Here is a 17,928-nt window from a genome sequence, read left to right as displayed (position 1 = left end):
GCGGAGCGGCTGCCCGTGACGACCGCCGAACGTGCCGTCGACCCGGAGGTTCGTCTCCAGCACGCGCTCGATCTGAGCTACCGCTACCTCGGGTTCCGTGATCGCACGGTGCTCGAGGTGCGGCGCCACCTCGAGGCCAAGCGCGTGGAGCCCGACACGATCGAGCAGGCCGTGGCCGAGCTCTGCGAGCTGGGCTATCTCGACGACGCGCGCTTCGCCCAGCGCTTCACCGAGGACCGCCGCACGCTGGACCACTGGGGCAACGAGCGGATCGAACGCAAGCTGCTCGCCTGCGGCATCGAGGCCGGTCTCGTCGCGGCGGCACTCGCCGGCGGCGACGAAGGCGAGTCGCAGTTCGACGCTGCCCTGGTCGTCCTCACCCGCCGCTTCCGCATGCCACCCGAGACCGAGCGCGACCGTGAGCGCGCCCTCGGCTTTCTCGTCCGCAAGGGCTATGAGCTCGAGACCGCCTACGACGCGATCCGCGCCTACGGCCGCGACTAGCGCGCGAGATGTGGTTGGTGGGCGGCGCTCCGTGACGTCGCCACCGCGCTCGTGTGGTCTGCGGTGTCGGGTGAAAGTGTTGCTCTGTGGTTCGAGGTTCGGTTTGTGTGGGCACCGAACGGGCGCCGCGCGGATGGCGACGTCACGGATCGCCTCCTTGTTCAACGTGCCCGCCGCGCCCAGGCACCGCGCGCTTTGCCGCGAAGTATCCGGGTCGATTTGACCCCAATAGTTGGGGCAAAAACGTCCCGGACCCACATCGACGAGGGTCGAGCGCGTCTGGCGTCCCGAGTCACTCCCTTCGGGCCGACGGGTGCGATTCGGGGTTGAAGAGCGGGGCGAGTGTTTCGCCGGCCAGCGCGACCGCCTCGAGGTCGTGGACGTCGGGCATGGAGAAGGTCAGGCCTTCGATACCGACCTCACGGAAGGCGTGGGCGTGCTCGAGGACCTGGTCGGGCGTGCCGGCCGTCGTGGCAGCGATGCGCTCCTCCGGGAAGCCCGCCGCGCGCATCAGGTCGAGCTTGGCCTTGACCGCATCTTCGGTCTCGCCGATCGCCAGCGTCATCATCGAGGTCTTGGTGATCTCGGTCGAGTCGCGGCCGACGTTCTCGCAATGGCCCTCCAGGACGCCGAGCAGGTGCTTGGCGCGCTCGGGGTCGCCGAAGAGGTTGCAGCCGTCGGCGTACTGGGCGACCATCCGCAGCGTCTTGCGCTCGCCGCTGCCGCCGATGAGGATCGGGATGTCACCGCGCAGCGGCTTGGGGTTGTTGTAGGCGTCGGTGACCGAGTGGTGGGTGCCGGCGACCGTCGCCTGGTCTTCGGTGAACATCGCGCGCACGATCCGCAGGTGGTCCTCGAGGCGCTCAAAGCGCTCCTTGATCGGCGGAAACGCGTAGCCGTAAGCGTCGTGCTCGGCCTCGAACCAGCCGGCGCCAATGCCGTGGAAGGCGCGGCCGCCGGAGATGATGTCGAGCGTTGTCGTGATCTTGGCGTGCTGGGCGGGGTTGCGGTAGCCGACGCCGCCGACGAGCAGGCCGAGCGCGATCGACTGCGTCCGCGCGGCGATGGCCGCCAGCATCGTGTTGCCCTCGAACATCCAGTTCTGCGGCGGACCGACCGGCGGGATCTGGTGGTAGTGGTCCATGAGCGACACCGAGGTGAAGCCGGCCTGCTCGGCCGTGGTCGCGATCTCCACCAGCTTCTCGAAGACCGCCTCGGGTCCGACGCCGGGGTAGTTGAAGTTCGGCAGGTGCAGGTCCAGCTGGATGGGAGCTCGCATCTCAGCCACGGTAGTGGCCATTGTGACCCGCGTCATCTAGCGTCTGACACATGACAGGACGAGCGCGATGAGGGCCGTGGTCTGCCAGCGGGCCGAGCTGGAGGTCGTCGATCTGCCCGAGCCGGCGCCGGCCCGCGGCCAGGTCCGCCTCGAGGTGCTGCGCTGCGGCATCTGCGGCTCGGACCTGCACGCCCGCCACGGCATCGATGAGTGGGCCGAGATGGCGGCGCGCACCGGCTATGACCGCTTCGGGCGCTCCGCGGACGCGATCGTCTTCGGCCACGAGTTCTCCGGGAGCGTCGCCGAGTACGGGCCGGGCGGTCAGAAGAAGCTCCCCACGGGGACGCCGGTCGTCGCCGTGCCGCTCGTCCGCGGCGCGCAGGGGATCGACGCGGTCGGCCTCTCGGCGCACGCGCCGGGCGCCTATGCCGAGCAGCTCATCGTCCAGGAGTCGATGATGATGCCCGTGCCCAACGGCCTGGCGCCCGACGTCGCCGCGCTGACCGAGCCGATGGCCGTCGCCTGGCACGCCGTGCGCCGCGGCGAGGTCAGCAAGCGTGACGTGGCGATCGTCATCGGCTGCGGGCCGGTCGGATTGGGCGTGATCCTGTGCCTGAAGGCCAGTGGCGTGAAGACCGTGGTGGCCAGTGACTTCTCAGCGGGGCGCCGCGCGCTGGCGACCGCCTGCGGTGCCGACGTCGTGATCGACCCCGCGGTCGGCTCGCCGTATGAGGGCGGCGCCAAGCGCGGCCACATCACCGATGCGCCGGCGGCGTTCGAGCTCGCCGTCGGGACGCGTGAGAAGCTGGAGCGGCTGCCCGTTGGCTGGTGGCATCTCTGGCGGCTGGGCGAGAAGCTCGGCGGGATGCCCAAGCGGCCGGTGATCTTCGAGTGCGTCGGCGTGCCCGGGATGATCGCGAGCATCGTCGACGACGCGCCGCTGTTCTCGCGCGTGGTCGTCGTCGGCGTCTGCGTCGGGCCGGATCGCTTCACGCCCGCGATGGCCATCAACAAGGAGATCGACCTGCGCTTCGTGCTGGCCTACTCGCCGCTGGAGTACCACGACACCTTGCACATGCTCGCTGAGGGCAAGCTCGACCCGCGCCCGCTGATGACCGGCACCGTCGGCCTCGACGGCGTCGACGCGGCCTTCACCGCGCTCGGCGATCCCGAGACCCATGCCAAGGTGCTGATCGATCCGCGCTCGTCAGCGACCACGCCGAGCTGAGCAGCGCTCGTCCAGCATGCACGAGACGCCCGAGGAGATCGCCGCCCTCCAGGCCCTGCTGGACCGCAGCTACGCCACCGCCGGCCCGCACCTGCTGCGCATCCACACGCCCGAGCGGCGCCTGACCGCCCAGCAGCTGATCGACAAGCTCCAAGGGATGCGCCTGCTGACGCTGGCCACGGTCACCGCCGACGGCCGCCCGATCACGGGGCCGGTCGACGGGGTCTTCCTCCACGGCGCGTTGCACTTCGGCTCGGCGCCGGACTCCCTCCGCTTCCGGCACATCGCCAAGCGCCCGCAGGTCAGCGCCACGCACCTGCCCGGCGAGGAGCTCGCGGTCACCGTCCATGGTCGTGCCACGCCGGTCGACATCCAGGCCCCGGAGGGCGCCGACCTACGTCGGGCGCTGCTCGACATCTACGTGCCGCGCTACGGCGCCGAGTGGGAGCACGAGTTCCTCGATTCCGGACCGGTCTACGCGCGCATCGACGCTGAGCGGATGTCCACGTTCTCGATGCCCGCCGCGTAGCGCCGCCATGCCCGTCGACTTCGGCATCGACCGCGTCAGCACCGCCCGCCTCGTCGGCCGGCGGCCCGAGGCGGGCGACGCGACCACCTACGCGCGGATGTACACCGATGCGCGCGTGGCCGAGGAGGCGTGGCCCGAGCACCTGCGCACCGCCGATCGCGCCCACGCCGTCCTCGCCGAGTTCCTCGGCCATTGGGAGCGCTGGGGCTTCGGATCGTGGACGGTGCTCGCCGACGGCATGCCAATCGGCTACGTCGGCTTGCGCCACGGCGATGTCGGCGGCCGGCCCGAGGTCGAGCTGCTGTGGTTCCTGGACGCCGACCACTGGGGCCACGGGTACGCGACCGAGATGGCACGCGAGGTCGTGCGCGTCGCCTTCGACATCCTCGAGCTCGACGCCGTCGTGGCCGAGACCGTCGACGTCAACCACGCCTCGCGCGCGGTCATGCGCAAGCTCGGCATGTCCTATGAACGCGACATCGTGCATGTAGGCCTACCGCACGTGCTCTACCGCCTCTCGCGGTGACGCCCAGGCTGATTGCACGCGCAACGCCTTCGGTACTACGATCCCCGCCAGCGAAAGACCGACTTCAGGGCGACCGAACCGAGACTTCCAGCACGCTTTCCGCCGTTCGCACAGCACGTGCAGGTCCGCACCGCGCCACTGAGAGGCGCTCCGGACCACGCAGGATCCGAAACCGCCGTCCACCATCGCCCGGTGGCCGGGCCTCTCGCTCCCAAACCGCAGGACCGGAGACCAGCCGCCGCCCTCCATCGACGGCAGGGGAGAGGACACCCACATGGAAACCCTGATCGGCGCGGCGCTCATCGGAGTCGCCATCGTCGTCGCGGCCCTCGTCTACGGACGCCGGCGGCCGGTCGCGGCGCTCGCCACCGTCGCGGTGCCTGCCGCGGTCGCGACCCCCGAGGACGCAGAGCTCCTGCGCCGGGCCGCCGAGCTCGAGCACAGCGCCGCGCGCACCCAGGCGCTGGAGGCGGCGCTCGATCGCCGCGGCGCCGACCTCGACCGCCGCGAGGCCGAGCTGGAGCGGCGCGACCAGCACGTCCGCGCCCACGCCGACGAGGTCGAGCGCCTGCGCGTCGCGCGCGAGCAGGCGCTAGAGCGCGTCGCCGGCCTCAGTGCCGGTCAGGCCAAGCAGGCGCTGCTCAAAGACGTCGAGGAGGGCGCGCGCCACGACGCCGGCCGCGTCCTGCGCCAGGTTGAAGACGAGACCAAGCGCGACGCCGAGCGGCGCGTGCGGTCGATCCTGTCGGTCGCGATGCAGCGGCTGGCCGCCTCGCATGCAGCCGAGACGACGGTCAGCGTCGTCCAGCTGCCGAGCGACGACATGAAGGGCCGGATCATCGGTCGCGAGGGCCGTAACATCCGCGCGCTGGAGAACCTCACCGGCGTCGACTTCATCATCGACGACACGCCCAACGCGGTCGTGCTCAGCGCCTTTGACGGCGTTCGCCGCGAGGTCGCGCGCATGACGCTGGAGAAGCTCCTGCAGGACGGCCGCATCCATCCGGCGCGCATCGAGGAGACCTACTACCAGGCGAAGTCCGAGCTCGAGTCCCACATGGTCGAGGCGGGGGAGACGGCGGTCTTCGAGGCCGGCGTCCAGGGCCTGGATCCCGAGCTCGTCAAGGTCCTCGGCCGGCTGAAGTTCCGCACCAGCTACGGCCAGAACGTGCTCGCGCACTCGGTCGAGTGCGCGCACCTCTCCGCGCTGATGGCCTCCGAGCTGGGCGCGAGCACCAAGACCGCGCGTCGCGCCGCGCTGCTGCACGACATCGGCAAGGCGATCTCGCACGAGGTCGAGGGTCCGCACGCGCTGGTCGGCGGCGACCTCGCCCGCCGCCACGGCGAGTCAGAAGCCGTCGCCCATGCGATGGAAGCGCATCACAACGAGGTCGAGCCCCAGACCGTCGAGGCGGTGATCGTCCAGGCCGCCGACGCGCTGAGCGGCGCCCGGCCGGGCGCCCGCGGCGAGTCGCTGGAGCAGTACGTCAAGCGCTTGCGCGACCTCGAGAAGCTCGCCACCCGCCACGACGGCGTCGACAAGGTGTACGCCATGCAGGCCGGCCGCGAGATCCGCGTGATCGTGGAGCCGGGTGCGATCACCGACGAGAAGGCGATCGCGCTGTCGCACACGATCGCGCGCGAGATCGAGCAGGAGCTCGAGTACCCGGGGCAGATCAAGGTGACGGTCATCCGCGAGTCGCGAGCTGTCGACTACGCGAAGTGAAGGTACCCTCGTGTCGGCTGTGACCAAGACCTTCCACGTCACCACCTTCGGGTGCCAGATGAACGAGCACGACTCCGAGCGGATGAAGGGGATGCTCGTCGCGCTGGGCTACGCGGAGACCGAGGAGCAGCGCGACGCTGAGCTGATCCTGTTCAACACGTGCTCGATCCGCGAGAAGGCCGACAGCCGCTTCATCTCCTACCTCCAGCTGGCCGCCTCCTACAAGCGCCGCAACCCGGAGATCGTGATCGGTGTCGGGGGCTGCTGGGCCCAATCGGTCAAGGATGACGTCTTCCGCCAGTTCCCCTACGTCGACGTCGCCTTCGGGCCGGGGCAGGTCCACAAGCTCGCCGAGTTCCTGACCAGCGACTCGCTGACCGCTCAGGGCTTCTTCGAGTTCGAGGGCTTCACGGGCCATCTGCCGTCGGCGCGCGAGCGCGACGTCCAAGGCTGGGTGCAGATCTCGGCCGGCTGCAACATGAAGTGCTCGTACTGCATCGTGCCTTCGACGCGCGGGCGCCAGGTCGATCGGCCGCTGGACGAGCTGGTCGCCGAGGTCCGTGAGATGGTCGACGGCGGCGTCATCGAGGTCACGCTGCTGGGCCAGAACGTCAACGCCTATGGGCGTGCGGTGCGCGATGGAGAGCGGACGTCGTTCGCCGCGCTGCTGCACGCGCTGGACGAGATCGACGGCCTGCGCCGGGTGCGCTACACCTCGCCGCACCCGCAGGACATGACCGAGGACGTCGTCCTCGCGCACGCGACGCTCGACAGCGTCTGCCCGCACATGCACCTGCCGCTGCAGTCGGGCTCCTCGCGGATCCTGAAAGCCATGCGCCGGACCTACGACCGCGGCCGCTTCCTGGACCGGGTCGGCCTGATCCGTGGCCACAACCCCGACATCGCGCTGACCACCGACATCATCGTCGGCTTCCCGGGGGAGACCGAGGCGGACTTCGCGCAGACGCTCGAGGTCTGCGAGGAGGTCGGCTTCGACGGTGCGTTCACCTTCATCTACTCGCCGCGCCGCGACACCGAGGCGGCAGCGTTCACCGACGACTTCGTCCCGCATGAGGTCGCCGTCGAGCGGATGGAGCGCCTGGTCGAGACCGTTCAGCGTCGTGCGGCCGAGCGCGCCCAGCGGTTCGTCGGACGCACGCTCGACGTGCTCGTCGAGGGTCCGTCGCGTACCGATCCCTCCCGGCTGCGTGGCCGCAGCGGCCACGGCAAGACGGTGAACTTCTCGGGTCTGGCACAGGCCGGCGAGATCGTTCCGGTCCAGATCACCGGCTCGACCTCGCAGACGCTTTCCGGCGAGATGTCGCTGCTCGCGCGGGCCCTCGTCTCCTGACGAACGCAGAAGTGCCTGCTACGAACAGATGTTCGTAAATCCGTAACAGCTATGCGAACATGTGTTCGCATGCGGTGGGACAATCTGAAGATCGAGGGCGAGGAGGAGGCACGGCTTCCGGGCTATCGCGAGCCGGCGGCGGTGCGGCGTTTCGATGCGCCCGAGGCGCTCGACATGCGCTTCTACGAGATCCACGCCAAGAGCGCGCTCAACCGCGTGCCCGAGGCATCACGTATGCCGTTTCGGTGGACGATCAACCCGTACCGCGGCTGCTCGCACGCCTGCGTGTACTGCCTGGCCGGCGAGACGCCGATCCTGATGGCCGACGGGCGCACGCGCCCGCTGGCGGAGCTCCGCGTTGGCGACGAGATCTACGGCACCGAGCAGGAGGGCACGACCTACCGACGCTACGTGCGCACGCGGGTACGCGCCCACTGGGCCACCGAGAAGGCCGCCTACCGCGTGACGCTGCAGGACGGCACCGAGGTCGTGGCCAGCGCCGACCACCGCTTCCTGACCAACCGCGGGTGGAAGCATGTGCTGCGCGCCGAGCGCGGCGCGACGCCGCGGCCGTACCTGACCCGGGCGGTGTCGCTGCTCGGGCCGGGCCGCTTCGTCACGCCGCCCGTCGACACGCCTGAATATCGGCGTGGCTACCTCTGCGGGGCGGTGCGCGGCGATGCACAGGAACCCGAGGCGCGCGGGCGCGCCTCGGCCTACCTCGCCGCCTGTGGCATCGACGGCGGCCTGGTCGGACTCAGCGGGATCGGGGGCGCGACCACGCGCCGCCGGCGGACGCCGGGCGCGCTGCTGCGCGCCGAGCGGATCGACGCGCTGGTCGTGTGGCCGTTCACGCCGAGCGACGACTGGCGCAAGGGCTATCTGGCCGGCATCTTCGACGCCGACGGCAGTTGCGGCAGCGACGGCCTGCGGATCGACAACGCCGACCCGACGATCCTGTCGTGGACGGAAGCGTGCCTGCAGTCCTTCGGCTTCGCGTGCGACGTCGAGCCGCCCGACGCGCTCGGGGTACGGGGTGTGCGCGTGCGCGGCGGCGTCCGTGCCCAGCTGCGCTTCTGCCACCTGACGGGTCCCGCGGTGACGTCGAAGTGGGGGCTGGAGGGCCGTCCGGTGAAGTCCAACGCCGATCTCGCCGTCGTGGCGGTTGAGCCGCTCGGCGCACCGCAGAAGTTGTATGACATCACCACCGGGACGGGGGACTTCATCGCCAACGGCGTCGTCTCGCACAACTGCTTCGCCCGGCCGACGCACACCTACCTCGAGTTCGATGCAGGCCGTGACTTCGAGCGCGAGATCGTCGTCAAGGTCAACGTGCCCGAGGTGCTGCGCGCCGAGCTGCGGCGGCCGTCGTGGCAGGGCGAGCACATCGCGATGGGCACCAACACCGATCCGTACCAGTGGGTCGAGGGCCGCTACCGGCTGATGCCCGGCATCTGGGAGGCGTTGCGCGACTTCCGCAACCCGTGCTCGGTGCTGACCAAGTCCCCGCTCGTGCTTCGGGATCTGCCGTTGCTCAAGGAGATCGCTGAGGTGACCGATGTGAGCGCCAACCTCAGCGTGCCGACGATCGACGAGCAGGCCTGGCGGGCGACCGAGCCGCACACGCCCCATCCCCGTGCCCGGCTGGAGGCCGTGGCCGAGCTCAACCGCAACGGCATCCCTACCGGCATCCTCGTGGCGCCGCTGATGCCGGGGATCAACGACGACCCCAGGCAGGTCGAGGAGATCATCCAGACGGCGATCGACGCCGGCGCGACGAGCATCGGCGGGATCGGCCTGCACCTGCGCGGCGAGGTCCGCGGGGTCTTCATGGAGTGGTTGCGCGCGTATCGCCCGGATCTCGTGTCGCGCTACGAGGAGCTGTATGCGCGTGGCGCGTACCTGCAGCAGCCCGAGCGCGACCGGATCGCACGGGTGCTGCGCAACGCCGGCGCGCCGCGGGCCCGGCCGTTCCGCCGCGACCCGGCCGACGAGCGGCCGTTTGACCGTGCGTTCCGTCGGGCCATGGGGCCGCGCGGGCGGATCGAGCGAGACGTCGGCCTGCGCCGCCTCGGGCCGCCTGACGCCGTCCAGGAGTCGCTGTTCTAGCGCTTGTCGGCCTGCCCGCTCGCCAGCTCTTTGGCGATCTTGTCGCTGCCCAGGCGCTTGGCGACGCGTGCCGACGTCGCGGGAGCGAGCTGTGCGAACGCGGTGCCCATGCGGATCCCAGCCGGCGCGACGTCGATCTCGCCCTTGTCGGCGGTGATCGCCTTGACCACGGCGGCGGCGACGTCCTCAGGCGAAGAGGTTCCGACGCCCTTGGGCAGCTTGGTGCCCGACTCGTGGAACATGCCGGCGTCACGGATGAAGCCGGGGAAGACGGTGCTGACGCCGACGCCGCGCGGCCCGAGGTCGCCGCGCAGGCCCTGGCCAAAGCCGCGCAGGCCGAACTTCGTCGCGCTGTAGATCGAGCTGGACGCTTGGCCGGACTTCCCCGACAGCGAGGAGATCAGGACGATGTGGCCGCGGCCGCGCATCGCCATTCGCTCGCCGAGCACGCGCGACAGGATCACCGGCGCGCGCAAGTTGACCTCCAGCGCGCGGTCGATCTCGGTCGGCGTGAAGCTCAGGATGTCGCCCGAGGCGGGCAGCGCGGCGTTGGCCACCAGGATGTCGACCTCGCCGGCCTCGTCGAGCAGGCGGTCGACGGCCTCGCGGTCGGCGAGGTCGACCGCGGTCGCGCGCCCGCCGACCTCGGCCGCCAGCGGCTCCAGGACGTCGGTGCGCCGGCCGGTCAGCAGCAGCGACGCGCCGGCGCCGTGCAGGTGGCGGGCGATGGCGTGACCGATGCCGCCCGTGGCACCGGTGAGCAGGACGGATGAGCCGCGGAGTTCCATGCGGGCACTCTTTCATGCTGTCGCGCAGGACGCGGCGGCGGCGCCGCGTCGGCCACACTGTGGCGCGGTGACCCTCCTCGCCCTCTTCGGCCCGACCGGCGTCGGGAAGACCGCGCTGGCGCTCGCGGTCGCCGACCGCCTGCGCGCGCGCGGCGAGCGACCGGTCGCGGTCTCGGCTGACGCGCTGCAGGTCTATCGCGGGTTGGAGATCCTCAGCGGTGCGGCCGACGCGGCCGATCGTGCGCGCCTGGAGCATCGGATGATCGGCATCGTCGAGGTCGACGAGCGCTACTCCGTGGCCGAGTACGCCCGGCGCGCACACGCCGAGATCGATGAGCTCCTGGCCGGCGGTGGCACGCCGATCGTCGTCGGAGGCACCGGCCTGTACTTGCGTGCGGCGCTCGCCGAGCTCGATCTCCGCCCGCCGCCCCCGCCCGGCGTTCGCGAGGCGCTCATGGCCGACGCCGAGGCTCGCGGGCCGGAGAGGCTTCACGCGGAGCTGGCGACACGCTCTCCCGCCGTCGCCGCGGCGATCGATCCGCGCGACCGCCATCGCATCGTGCGGGCGTTGGAGCTCGAGGCCCAGGGCGCGCTGGAGGACCAGCCGCCGGCCGAGAGCCGGCTGTGGACCGCTGAGACGCGCTGCCCGACGCGGCTGGTCGCGCTGACGATGGAGCGCGAGCGCCTCAAGGCGCGCATCGACGCGCGGGTCGACGCGATGCTCGCGGCGGGCGTCGTCGACGAGGTGCGCGCGGCGGACGCCGCCGGCGCGTCGGTCACCGCGCGCAAGGCGCTCGGCTTCCAGGAGCTTTTGGATGGCGACGTCGAGGCGATGAAGCGCCGCACGCGGCAGTATGCCCGGCGCCAGTTGACCTGGTTGCGCAAGCTTCCGGGCGTCGAGCACGTCGACCTCACCGACCGCGCGCCCGAGGACGTGGCGCGGGAGCTGCTGGGATAAGGTCGCGCCCGCCGATGCGATTTCAGAAGTGGCAGGCGCTGGGCAACGACTACATCATCGTGGAGCGTGACGCGCTGCCCTTTGCGCTGACCGCCGCACGGGTCCAGCTGCTGTGCGACCACCACCTCGGCATCGGCGCGGACGGCGTCCTCGAGCTCTCGCCGGCCGACGCCCAGGGCTTTGTCGCGCGCCTGCGCATCTTCAACCCCGACGGCTCGGAGGCCGAGCTGTCGGGCAACGGCGCGCGCGAGGCCGTGATGTACCTGCGCGCGTCCGGCTGGACCGACCAGCGGCAGTTCTCGATTCAGACCGCGGCGGGCGAGATCCGGCCGACGATCCACGACGAGCGCACCTGCACGCTGGACATGGGGCGTGCGCGGCTGCAGTCGGCGGACTTCCCGAGCGGCGGCGCCGATGGTTTGGGAGAGCTTGACGCCGGCGGCCGAGTCTGGCGCTTCCAACACGTACAAGTCGGGAACCCGCAGTGCGCGATCCACGTGCCCGACGTCGAGGCGCTGGAGGCGCTCGACCTGGCAGCCATCGGCCCGGCGATCGAGCACAGCGAGCTGTTTCCCAACCGCACCAACGTGTCGTTCTTCAGCGTGCTCGCGGCAGACCGCATCCGCGCACGGATCTTCGAGCGCGGCGTGGGAGAGACGAGCGCGTCGGGCACGGGCGCCTCGGGCGCCGCGATCGCCCACGTCCTGCGCGGGGGCGACAGCCCCGTGACCGTCGTCCTCGACGGTGGCGAGCTGACGGTGGACGTCGACGAGAGCCTGCTCTTCACGCTCACCGGCTGGGCCATTCCGGTCTATGCGGGCGAGGCGAGCGTCGCGCTGCTGGCGGACCTCGCTGCGCTCTAACCTGCCAGGCAGATGACCGACCAGCAGCGCATCACCGGGCCCGCGTGGGCCGTCGGCCTGGCGACCATGACCGTGCCGGAGGGCAAGGTCCTCGACACGCTCTACCTCGAGCCGCGCCTGGGCCTCGACAGCGCGCCGGAGCACGCCGGCGGCGGAACCCGGCCGCTGAAGACCGCCGAGGCCACCGACCTCGGCGGTGGGGCCTTCGCCGGCGCGACCGGTCCCGACGAGCTGCGCGGCGTCACGGTCGCGCCCGTGCTGACCGTCATCGAGGACCTGTCGGCGCCGCCGTCCGACACCCACGACGCCTACCTGCGCCTGCACCTGCTCAGCCATCGCCTGGTCGCGCCCAACAGCATCAACTTGGACGGCATCTTCGGCGCGCTGCCCAACGTCGCCTGGACCAATCGCGGCCCGGTCGACCCCGCCGACCTGCCGACCGTGCGCCTGCGCGCCCGCGCGCTGGACCGGCCGCTGAGCGTCACCTCGATCGACAAGTTCCCGCAGATGACCGACTACGTCGCGCCCGGCGGCGTGCGCATCGCCGATGCCCGCCGCGTGCGTCTCGGCGCGCATCTCGCCGAGGGCACGACGGTCATGCACGAGGGCTTCGTGAACTTCAACGCCGGCACGCTCGGCGCCTCGATGGTCGAGGGGCGCATCAGCCAGGGCGTCGTCGTCGGCGATGGCAGCGACATCGGCGGTGGCGCCTCGATCATGGGCACGTTGAGCGGCGGCGGCAAGGACATCATCTCGGTCGGCACCGGCAGCCTGATCGGCGCCAACGCCGGCCTCGGCATCTCGCTCGGCGACGGCTGCATCGTCGAGGCCGGCCTCTACCTCACCGCCGGCACGCGCGTGACGACGCCGGAAGGGGAGACCGTCAAGGCCCGCGAGCTCTCCGGCCAGAGCAACCTGCTCTTCCGCCGTAACTCGATGACCGGCGCGGTCGAGGTGCTGCCGCGCTCCGGGACGTCGTGGGGCGGCCTGAATGCCGCCCTGCACGCGAACTAGCGCCGGGCGCCAGCGTCGGTGGCGCTCAGTTCGCGGCGCTGGTCGGGGTGCGCTGTGTGGTCTGCCGTCACCGAGGAGCGAGCGGTGTGGACGTTCGTGACGCCAAGGGGCGTCCGCCGGCCTTAGTTGTTGGGGTGGTAGATCGAAGCGACAGTGAGTGTCGCCAATGTCGACCACCCCAACAACTCACGCGATTTGGGCGCGACCTCGCCCGCCTCAGCGCTGGCGGACGACGGGCCAGCGCACCGAGTCGCATTCCTCGCTCGCTCTCGGCGGCGACGACAGACCAGGTTGCGCACCCGCGGCCGACCCTGCGCTGGACGCCATCTACGCCCGCGCCACCGGTCCTTGACCCGCTTAACCCGCCGGCAGCCGTCGTGCCGCCTCCGCGCACGCCTCGGGCGTTGGGACGAGCGCGAAGCGCACGTGGCCGGCGCCGCCGGGTCCGAAGAAGGAGCCCGGCGCGCAGACGATGCCGTGCTCGAGCAGCCGCACCGCGCAGGCCTCATCGTCCTCGCCGTCGGGCGTCTTGCACCATAAGAAGAAGGTCGCGGGGCCGCCGGCGTCGCGGAAGCCCGCGGCTTGCAGCGCCGGCCAGAGCAGGTCGCGCTTCTCGCGGTAGCGGGCACGGACCTCCTCGACGTGTTTGTCGTCGTCCCACGCCGCGATCGACGCGAGCTGGACGAACTCCTGCGGCGCCACGCCGACATTCGGGCGGTACTTCTTCAGCGCGGCGATCAGGCGCGGGTCGCCGGCCACGAAGCCGCTGCGATACCCCGGCATCGACGAGCGCTTCGAGAGCGTGTTCAAGACCACCACGTTGGTCCGATCGGCCAGCTGCAGGGCGCTGACCGGCGCATGGCCGGAGAACCACAGCTCCGAGTAGGCCTCGTCGCAAGCCAGCACGAAGTCGTGCTCGCGCGCCAGCGCCGCGGCGCGCTCGAGCAGCTCCAGCGACGCCACCGAGCCTGTCGGGTTGTTGGGGAAGTTGAGCCAGAGGAGGCCGAGGCGGCTGAGCGTCGCGCTGTCGAGCGCGTCGAGATCCGGCAGGAAGCCGGCCGTCGGGTCCAGCGCAATCTCGACGACCTCGCGACCCGCGAACAGCGCGCCGCGCGCGCCCACCGGGTAGCCGGGCACCGTCACGCCGACCGCGACGCCGCCGACCACCTCTGCCATGTGGAAGACGGCCTCCTTGGACCCCAGCGTCGGCACGATCTCGGTGTCGCGATCCAGCGCGATGCCGCCGAAGCGGCGGGTGACCCAGCGCGCGATCGCTTCCCGCAGCGCCGGCAAGCCCTCGGCCTTCGGATACGTCGACACCGGCGCCAACGACGCGGCCAGCGCGGCGCGGATGAACTCCGGCGTCTCCTCACGCGGCTCGCCGACGCCGAAGTCGATGAGCTCGATCCCACGCGCCGTCGCCACCCGCTTGGCCTCGTCCAGACGCACGAACGGATAGGTGCCCAGCGTCTCCAGCACCGGGTTCAGGCGCACAGGAACCTCACGAGCGTCTCGTAGGAGCTCACTAGCGCGGCGGCCTCGACCTGCTCGTCGCGCCGGTGGGCGAAGCGCGGCGCGCCAGGCCCGAAGTTGATGGCATCGACGCCAGCCGCAGCGAACTCCGCCACCGGCGTCCACGCCTGCTTGGGCGCGGTCTCCAACCCGCCGGCCTCGATCAGCCGCGACACAAGGACATTGCCTTCTGGGACGGCGCCCGAGGGCGCGTTGCCGTCGATGGTGAGCTCGCCGTGGGGCTCGCAGAGTGCGCGCAGCCGCGCTTCGGCATCCGCTGCGCTGGTCCCCGGTGCGTAGCGCATGTTGATCTCCACGACGCACTCGTCGGGCACGACGTTGCGCGCCACGCCACCGCGGATCGTCACGGCCGAGATGACCTCGCGGAACGTCAGCCCGGCGAACTCGTGGTCGACGGGCTGCAGCGCGGCCAGCTCGGCGATGCCGCGGCCAGCGCGGTGGATCGCGTTGTCGGCCAGCCATGGCCGGGCGCTGTGGCCGGCGGTGCCGCGGAAGGTCCACGTCGCGTTGACGTTCCCGACGCAGCCGGCGTGCAGCGCGTTGTCGGTCGGCTCCATCACCACGACGAGATCGGCCTCGCGCAGCCCGGGCTCGCGCGCCAGCAGCGGCGTCAGCGCGCTGTCGCCGAACGGCAGCTCCTCGCGCCCGAAGAAGACGAAGCCGACGTCGACCGTGGCCGCGGGCAACGACGTGAGGGCCAACTCCACCATCACGCCGAGCGCGGCCTTCATGTCGGCGGCGCCGAGCCCGTAAACCACGCCATCCTCCAATTGCCCCGGCAGGTTGCCCTGCGCGGGCACGGTGTCGAGGTGGCCGGCGAGCAGGATCAGCGGCCGGTCGCCACGCGCCGTGGTGCCGGCCAGGATGCAGCTGTCGCCAGCATCGCGCGCGTCCGGCAGGACCGAGAGCACGTGGGCCGCCAGCGCCGCCTCCGAGCGGGACTCCGACGGCACGTTGACGAGCTCGAGAACGCGCGAGGCGAGGCGGTCGGCAAGGCCGGCGGACGACATGCCGCCAAACTACCGCGGCACCCCAGGCCGCGGGTTTCGCCCGCCGGGCGAACACCCGCAATGAGAACCGAGCCCTCTGGGCGAGGTTCTCACCGCTTTTCCACAACCACTGTCGTCGACTTCACCAGCGCAACTGCCTGATCGCCGGGCTTGATGCCGAGGTCGTCGGCGGCCTCGCGCGACATGAGCGACACGATGCGGTACGGGCCGCAGGCCATGTCGATCTGGGCCATCACGCCGTCGCGGCGCACGCCGAGGACGATGCCCTTCAGGCGGTTGCGTGCCGACGAGCGGCCCTCGCGGGCACGCTCGCGCAGGAGGTTGGCCAGTTCGTCGGCGCGGAGGTAGCGCTGCTGCCCGCGGCGTTCGAAGACGATCCGGCCGTCGCGCTCCCAACGTCGCAGCGTGTCGACGCTCACGCCCAATGCCGCCGCGGCCGCGCCGATGCGGATCCAGTCCTCGGGCCGTTCGATGACCTCCGACATCAGGCACCACCTCCTCGGAGCACGCTACTCCTTGACCGCTCGGCAAAGCCTCCATCATCCGTTGAGTGCGCAGCACAGATCTGAGTAACCAACATAAGGGTTCACGCACAGAAATCTGGAGCCATGCGATTGCCACGGCGCTGTCCTCAGCACCTAGACTCAAGGGGCACATGGAACGCAGTCGCAACGGACGCACCACCCAGACGCGCAACGGCGCAATACCGGTCGAAGGCCGCGCCAAACAGCGCGCCTACATCGTCGCCGCGCTCGAGTCCGGCGACGATCTCTCAGAGCTGCGCGAGCTGCTGGCCACGGCAGGCGTCGCGGTCGTCGGGCAGGCCGTCCAGCACCGCGACAAGCCGCATCCCAACACCTACCTCGGCCCCGGCAAGCTGCTGGAGGTCAAGGACGCCGCGAAGGCCGCGGACGCCAACGTCATCGTCGTCGACGACGAGCTCAGCGCGCGCCAAGAGCGCAACATGGAGAAGGAGGTCGGGATCTCGATCGTGGATCGCACGGCGACGATCCTCGACATCTTCGCCGCGCACGCCAACACGGCCGAGGGCAAGCTCCAGGTCGAGCTCGCGCAGTTGGAGTACAACTTGGCCCGGATGCGTGGGCTGTGGACGCACCTCGAGCGCCTCGGCGGCGTCTCCAGCGGCGGCTTCGCGACGCGCGGACCGGGCGAGTCGCAGATCGAGACCGACCGCCGTCTCGCGCGCGACCGCATCGCCGCGCTGCGCCGCCGGCTGGAGCAGGTCAAGGGCACGCGCGCGATCCAGCGCGCCGAGCGCGAACGCGCGCACCTGCCCCAGGTCGCGCTCGCCGGCTACACCAACGCGGGCAAGTCGACGCTGCTCAACGCGATGACCGGCAGCGACGTCGGCGTCCGCGACCGGCTCTTCCACACGCTGGACCCGACCACGCGCCAGCTGTCGATCGACGGCCGGCCGTACCTGCTGACCGACACGGTCGGCTTCATCCGCAAGCTGCCTCACCAACTCGTCGATGCCTTCGGCGCGACGTTGGAGGAGACGCGCCTGGCCGACCTCGTCCTGCACGTGGTCGATGCCAGCGCCGACGAGGACGATCGCCAAGAGATGCTGCGCGCGGTCGAGGACACGCTGGAGGAGATCGGCGCCGGCGATCGTCCACGGCTGTTGGTCCTCAACAAGGTCGACGTTCTCGACGCCGACGAGCGCGAGGCGCTAGGCCACCGCCATCCCGACGGCATCCAGGTCAGCGCGCTCTCCGGCGACGGCATCGACGACCTCCACGTCGCGATCGAGCACGCCTTTGCCCGCACGCTGGAGTCGGTCGAGCTGCTGCTGCCGTATTCCGAGGGCGGCCGGCTGGCCGAGCTGCACGACGTCGCCGGCGACCTGCACCGCGAGGACACCGCCGAAGGCGTCCACGTCGTCGCCCGCCTACCGACGGCGATCGCCGAGCGCTACGCGCGTTTCGCGGTCTGATGCAGACACCCGTCGCCGCGGCCGAGTTGGCCGTCCGCCTGCTGCATCCCGACGCCAAGCCGCCGGCTCGTACGCGTCCGCACGACGCGGGCTATGACCTCAGCTCGACCGAAGCGGTGACGCTCGCGCCGGGCGAGCGGCGACTGGTCGGCACGGGCGTCGCCGTGGCGATCCCGCCCGGCGTCGCCGGCCTCGTCACCCCGCGCTCAGGGCTGGCGATCAACCACGGGATCCACCCGCTCAACTCGCCGGGCCTCGTGGACCCCAACTACCGTGGCGAGCTGCGCGTGGCGCTGCACAACGCGAGCGCCGAGCCGTTCGAGGTCGCCGTCGGCGACCGCATCGCCCAGCTGCTGCTCGTGCCGTTCTGGGCTCCGGCGATGGACGTCGTCGACGAGCTTCCGCCGTCGCCCGACGATCGCGGCGAGGCGGGCTTCGGCTCTTCGGGGCGCTGACGCTCGCTGCCCGCCCGCGCAAGTGCGCGCATTTGCAGGCGGGCGGGTGGGGGCGGGCGGGGCCGACTAGGACACCTGCAGTGGGGATGCAAGAAGGG

Annotated in this window: 17 protein-coding genes; 12 read left to right on the top strand and 5 right to left on the bottom strand. The window is 71.2% G+C overall.

Features of this window, described 5'->3' with window-relative positions; translation table 11 throughout:
• Positions 1-15 precede the first annotated feature (15 nt).
• Positions 16-504: a regulatory protein RecX gene (locus tag VGO10_RS00615; protein WP_327464141.1), complete on the top strand. Its 489-nt coding sequence runs from the start codon at positions 16-18 to the stop codon at positions 502-504.
• A gap of 292 nt (positions 505-796) precedes the next feature.
• On the opposite strand, the gene VGO10_RS00610 is transcribed toward VGO10_RS00615, so the two are convergent.
• The gene (locus VGO10_RS00610; RefSeq protein ID WP_327464140.1) at positions 797-1,783 is read right to left on the bottom strand and encodes an LLM class F420-dependent oxidoreductase; all 987 of its coding nucleotides are present in this window, start codon (positions 1,781-1,783) and stop codon (positions 797-799) included.
• Positions 1,784-1,850: 67 nt separating this feature from the next.
• Here VGO10_RS00610 and VGO10_RS00605 point away from each other — a divergent pair, with 67 nt between their 5' ends.
• From VGO10_RS00605 to VGO10_RS00580, 6 genes are all read left to right on the top strand, one after another.
• Positions 1,851-3,011, top strand: coding sequence for a zinc-binding dehydrogenase (locus tag VGO10_RS00605; RefSeq protein WP_327464139.1), 1,161 nt, complete (start codon positions 1,851-1,853; stop codon positions 3,009-3,011).
• Positions 3,012-3,027: 16 nt separating this feature from the next.
• Entirely contained in the window at positions 3,028-3,540 is a 513-nt protein-coding gene (locus tag VGO10_RS00600; RefSeq protein WP_327464138.1) for a pyridoxamine 5'-phosphate oxidase family protein, read from the top strand.
• Between the two features lie 7 nt (positions 3,541-3,547).
• The gene (locus tag VGO10_RS00595) at positions 3,548-4,066 is read left to right on the top strand and encodes a GNAT family N-acetyltransferase (RefSeq protein ID WP_327464137.1); all 519 of its coding nucleotides are present in this window, start codon (positions 3,548-3,550) and stop codon (positions 4,064-4,066) included.
• A 274-nt stretch (positions 4,067-4,340) separates the two neighbouring features.
• Entirely contained in the window at positions 4,341-5,792 is a 1,452-nt protein-coding gene (rny, locus tag VGO10_RS00590) for a ribonuclease Y (RefSeq protein WP_327464136.1), read from the top strand.
• 19 nt (positions 5,793-5,811) lie between these two features.
• Complete coding sequence (gene miaB / locus VGO10_RS00585) at positions 5,812-7,143, top strand: tRNA (N6-isopentenyl adenosine(37)-C2)-methylthiotransferase MiaB (protein ID WP_327464135.1); 1,332 nt, start codon at positions 5,812-5,814, stop codon at positions 7,141-7,143.
• 69 nt (positions 7,144-7,212) lie between these two features.
• Positions 7,213-9,252, top strand: coding sequence for a hypothetical protein (locus VGO10_RS00580; RefSeq protein WP_327464134.1), 2,040 nt, complete (start codon positions 7,213-7,215; stop codon positions 9,250-9,252).
• On the opposite strand, the gene VGO10_RS00575 is transcribed toward VGO10_RS00580, so the two are convergent.
• Positions 9,249-10,040 (bottom strand): SDR family NAD(P)-dependent oxidoreductase, encoded by a 792-nt coding sequence (locus VGO10_RS00575; protein ID WP_327464133.1) that lies wholly within the window; start codon positions 10,038-10,040, stop codon positions 9,249-9,251. The two genes, VGO10_RS00580 and VGO10_RS00575, sit on opposite strands and share 4 nt — an antisense overlap.
• Before the next feature lie 67 nt (positions 10,041-10,107).
• Here VGO10_RS00575 and miaA point away from each other — a divergent pair, with 67 nt between their 5' ends.
• Genes miaA through dapD form a run of 3 tightly spaced genes read left to right on the top strand, consistent with a single transcriptional unit; the run spans position 10,108 to position 12,875 of the window.
• On the top strand, positions 10,108-10,998 hold the full coding sequence (gene miaA, locus VGO10_RS00570; protein ID WP_327464132.1) for a tRNA (adenosine(37)-N6)-dimethylallyltransferase MiaA: 891 nt from the start codon (positions 10,108-10,110) through the stop codon (positions 10,996-10,998).
• A 14-nt stretch (positions 10,999-11,012) separates the two neighbouring features.
• Complete coding sequence (gene dapF, locus VGO10_RS00565; protein WP_327464131.1) at positions 11,013-11,861, top strand: diaminopimelate epimerase; 849 nt, start codon at positions 11,013-11,015, stop codon at positions 11,859-11,861.
• Between the two features lie 12 nt (positions 11,862-11,873).
• Positions 11,874-12,875 carry a 2,3,4,5-tetrahydropyridine-2,6-dicarboxylate N-succinyltransferase gene (gene dapD, locus VGO10_RS00560; protein WP_327464130.1) on the top strand — a complete coding sequence of 334 codons (1,002 nt, stop codon included), beginning with the start codon at positions 11,874-11,876 and terminating at the stop codon, positions 12,873-12,875.
• A 357-nt stretch (positions 12,876-13,232) separates the two neighbouring features.
• On the opposite strand, the gene VGO10_RS00555 is transcribed toward dapD, so the two are convergent.
• From VGO10_RS00555 to VGO10_RS00545, 3 genes are all read right to left on the bottom strand, one after another.
• Complete coding sequence (locus VGO10_RS00555; RefSeq protein WP_327464129.1) at positions 13,233-14,369, bottom strand: pyridoxal phosphate-dependent aminotransferase; 1,137 nt, start codon at positions 14,367-14,369, stop codon at positions 13,233-13,235.
• A complete protein-coding gene (dapE, locus tag VGO10_RS00550; RefSeq protein ID WP_327464128.1) occupies positions 14,360-15,418 on the bottom strand; it encodes a succinyl-diaminopimelate desuccinylase in 1,059 nt (352 codons plus the stop codon). The genes VGO10_RS00555 and dapE overlap by 10 nt, the downstream gene beginning before the upstream one ends.
• An 89-nt stretch (positions 15,419-15,507) precedes the next feature.
• Complete coding sequence (locus VGO10_RS00545; RefSeq protein ID WP_327464127.1) at positions 15,508-15,903, bottom strand: TOBE domain-containing protein; 396 nt, start codon at positions 15,901-15,903, stop codon at positions 15,508-15,510.
• A gap of 170 nt (positions 15,904-16,073) precedes the next feature.
• On the opposite strand from VGO10_RS00545, the gene hflX reads away from it, so the two are divergent.
• Positions 16,074-17,375: a GTPase HflX gene (hflX, locus tag VGO10_RS00540; protein WP_327464126.1), complete on the top strand. Its 1,302-nt coding sequence runs from the start codon at positions 16,074-16,076 to the stop codon at positions 17,373-17,375.
• On the top strand, positions 17,375-17,830 hold the full coding sequence (gene dut / locus VGO10_RS00535) for a dUTP diphosphatase (protein WP_327464125.1): 456 nt from the start codon (positions 17,375-17,377) through the stop codon (positions 17,828-17,830). The genes hflX and dut overlap by 1 nt, the downstream gene beginning before the upstream one ends.
• Positions 17,831-17,928: the final 98 nt, after the last annotated feature.

It is taken from the genome of Baekduia sp. (assembly GCF_035996765.1).
GTDB lineage: Bacteria > Actinomycetota > Thermoleophilia > Solirubrobacterales > Solirubrobacteraceae > Baekduia.
The sequence above is the reverse complement of the archived record's forward strand: the minus strand, read 5'-3'. Positions and strand labels throughout refer to the sequence as shown.

What these genes read in the sequence shown, in the direction of transcription:
- VGO10_RS00610 (WP_327464140.1), bottom strand. Translation starts at nt 1,783, where the DNA reads ATGCGAGCTCCCATCCAGCTGGACCTGCACCTGCCGAACTTCAACTAC.
- VGO10_RS00605 (WP_327464139.1), top strand. Translation starts at nt 1,851, where the DNA reads ATGAGGGCCGTGGTCTGCCAGCGGGCCGAGCTGGAGGTCGTCGATCTG.
- VGO10_RS00600 (WP_327464138.1), top strand. Translation starts at nt 3,028, where the DNA reads ATGCACGAGACGCCCGAGGAGATCGCCGCCCTCCAGGCCCTGCTGGAC.
- VGO10_RS00595 (WP_327464137.1), top strand. Translation starts at nt 3,548, where the DNA reads ATGCCCGTCGACTTCGGCATCGACCGCGTCAGCACCGCCCGCCTCGTC.
- rny (WP_327464136.1), top strand. Translation starts at nt 4,341, where the DNA reads ATGGAAACCCTGATCGGCGCGGCGCTCATCGGAGTCGCCATCGTCGTC.
- VGO10_RS00580 (WP_327464134.1), top strand. Translation starts at nt 7,213, where the DNA reads ATGCGGTGGGACAATCTGAAGATCGAGGGCGAGGAGGAGGCACGGCTT.
- VGO10_RS00575 (WP_327464133.1), bottom strand. Translation starts at nt 10,040, where the DNA reads ATGGAACTCCGCGGCTCATCCGTCCTGCTCACCGGTGCCACGGGCGGC.
- dapF (WP_327464131.1), top strand. Translation starts at nt 11,013, where the DNA reads ATGCGATTTCAGAAGTGGCAGGCGCTGGGCAACGACTACATCATCGTG.
- dapD (WP_327464130.1), top strand. Translation starts at nt 11,874, where the DNA reads ATGACCGACCAGCAGCGCATCACCGGGCCCGCGTGGGCCGTCGGCCTG.
- dapE (WP_327464128.1), bottom strand. Translation starts at nt 15,418, where the DNA reads ATGTCGTCCGCCGGCCTTGCCGACCGCCTCGCCTCGCGCGTTCTCGAG.
- VGO10_RS00545 (WP_327464127.1), bottom strand. Translation starts at nt 15,903, where the DNA reads ATGTCGGAGGTCATCGAACGGCCCGAGGACTGGATCCGCATCGGCGCG.
- hflX (WP_327464126.1), top strand. Translation starts at nt 16,074, where the DNA reads ATGGAACGCAGTCGCAACGGACGCACCACCCAGACGCGCAACGGCGCA.
- dut (WP_327464125.1), top strand. Translation starts at nt 17,375, where the DNA reads ATGCAGACACCCGTCGCCGCGGCCGAGTTGGCCGTCCGCCTGCTGCAT.